At 69.8% G+C, this 2,062-nt stretch carries 2 protein-coding genes and 1 pseudogene; 1 reads left to right on the top strand and 2 read right to left on the bottom strand.

Going from position 1 to position 2,062, the window contains the following annotated elements:
- Positions 1-260, bottom strand: a pseudogene (locus FUT87_RS28735) (hypothetical protein); the annotation flags it as partial.
- Between the two features lie 291 nt (positions 261-551).
- Between FUT87_RS28735 and FUT87_RS28740 the strand changes: the two are divergent.
- Complete coding sequence (locus FUT87_RS28740; RefSeq protein ID WP_186830513.1) at positions 552-926, top strand: response regulator; 375 nt, start codon at positions 552-554, stop codon at positions 924-926.
- 322 nt (positions 927-1,248) lie between these two features.
- Here the strand turns inward: FUT87_RS28740 and FUT87_RS12965 are convergent.
- The coding region (locus tag FUT87_RS12965; protein ID WP_147241284.1) for a sigma 54-interacting transcriptional regulator at positions 1,249-2,062 on the bottom strand (814 nt) is incomplete at its 5' end.

A 2,062-nucleotide genomic window follows, 5' to 3' on the forward strand; every position in this document is an offset into this window, starting at 1 on the left:
GCGGCCAGGTCGTGCGCGGCGAACGGGGCGCGCCGGCGCGCGTCGAACCACGGCCGCAGCGGCTCGGGCAGCGCGTGGCGCACGCGCTGTTCCCAGAGCTGAAGGAATTCATGGAAGCCGCGCAGGATCCGACCGTAGCGTGCGAGCGGCATCGGCGCCTCGAGCCGGAGCAGCGCCTCGATCTCGTCGTGCAGGGGGGCGGTGCAGCGGCGCAGGCGGGGCAGCAACTCGGGGGAAATGGAGGCGTCGATCGTCGTCATGGAACTCGGCGGGCGGTCGGGCGCGCGGACGGCGGGGCGGCGCAAGGGCCGGCCCCGATCGCCAAGGCGCGGATTATGGTCAGAAAGGCGCAGGGCAAAGATCCGTCCCGACCCGGGGTGGAATCGCCGTCCCCCCATTCCGGTGGCAGCCTGAAGCGTCGTTCGTTCCTCGTCGCGCCTAGGACGGCGAGGGCACGGGAATTGCCATCAGAGGGCCATGCCTGCCCGTTGGGCGCCGCTGGTGCGCATGTACGGGATCTTCTCCATGGACCTCTTACCGCAGGGTTTGCCATGCAACCGTACGCCGTCATCGTCGACGACAGCCTCGAATCCAGCGAGACGCTGGCCATCCTTCTGGAGCTGGAGGGCTACACCGCCGCCACCGCCGCGACCCTGGCCGAGGCGCGCGCCCGCATTGCCGCGCGGCGGCCGGACGCGTTGATCCTGGACCGGGCACTGCCGGACGGGCAGGGCATGGACTTCGTCAGCGAGGCGCTCAGCGGTGGTCCGATGACGATCGTCATGCTCACCGGTACCTCGGATCCAGGCGATGCCGCCGAGGCGATCCGGCGCGGCGCCAGCGCCTACCTGGTCAAGCCCGCCACCATCCAGCAGCTCAAGGCGGTGCTGGACGAGGCGCAGCAGGGCGTGCGTCAGGCTGCCTGAACCTGGCGCGACGCCGTCTGGGAAGGCCTCGGTGCGGGGCCGTCGCAGGACGGTGACGTGTCGGGGTATGGGGGAGGGGTTTTCGCGGCCTGCCGGGAAAATCTCTCCCCCATGCTGGCGCAGAGAGATGGCAGGAAGGGAGCGCTTCAACAAGCACCGAGCGCCGTGGGGAGTGAGAAGACCCTCACCCCTCCCTCTCCCGCAGCAAGCGGGAGAGGGTGAAACTCCCCCCGTCCTCTCGCACGCACAAGGGGCACATTCATCCCCTCGCCCCCAGAGGGGGAGAGGGTTAGGGTGAGGGGGTTCCCCCTCGTTCGACGTGTCAACGGAAATCGTCGAGCTGGATCCCGTGCCGGTGCAGCTTGTCGTACAGCGTCTTGCGCGGCGTTCCCAGCAATTCCATCGCCGCCGGCACCTTGCCGCCGGAGCGGCGCAGCGCCTGCTCGATCAGCGCCTTCTCGACCATCTCCATCTGGCGCGCCAGCGCCAGGTTGGGCACCGCCTGGATCGCGGCGGTGGAGTCCAGGTCGTCCAGCGCGAGCACGAAGCGGTCGGCCGCGTTGCGGATCTCCCGCACGTTGCCGGGCCAGTCGTGGGCCATCAGCTCGCGCAGCTTGTCCGGCGTGAGCTCGGGCGCCTCGCGCTCATAGCGCTTGCAGGCCTGCGCGACGAAGTGCTCGAACAGCAGCGGGATGTCCTCGCGGCGCTCGCGCAGCGGCGGCAGCACCAGCGTGGCGATGTTGAGCCGGTAGTAGAGGTCGCTGCGGAACTGCCCGCGCTCGCCCATTTCCTTGAGGTCGGCCTTGCTCGCGGCGATGAAGCGCACGTTGATGACCTGTTCCTCGTTGGAGCCCAGCCGCTCGACGCGGCGCTCCTGCAGCACGCGCAGCAGCTTGATCTGCAGCGGCACCGGCATGGTCTCGATCTCGTCGAGCAGCAGGGTGCCGCCGTTGGCATGCTCGATCTTGCCGATGCGGCGCTTGCCCGCCGAGGTGAACGCGCCCGACTCGTGGCCGAAGAGCTCGCTCTCGAACAGCGCCTCGGGCAGGCCGCCGCAGTTGATGGCGACGAAGTGCCGGTCGCGGCGCGGGCTCTGGTCGTGCAGGCAGCGCGCGACCAGTTCCTTGCCGGTGCCG

This window comes from Mitsuaria sp. TWR114 (assembly GCF_007997345.1).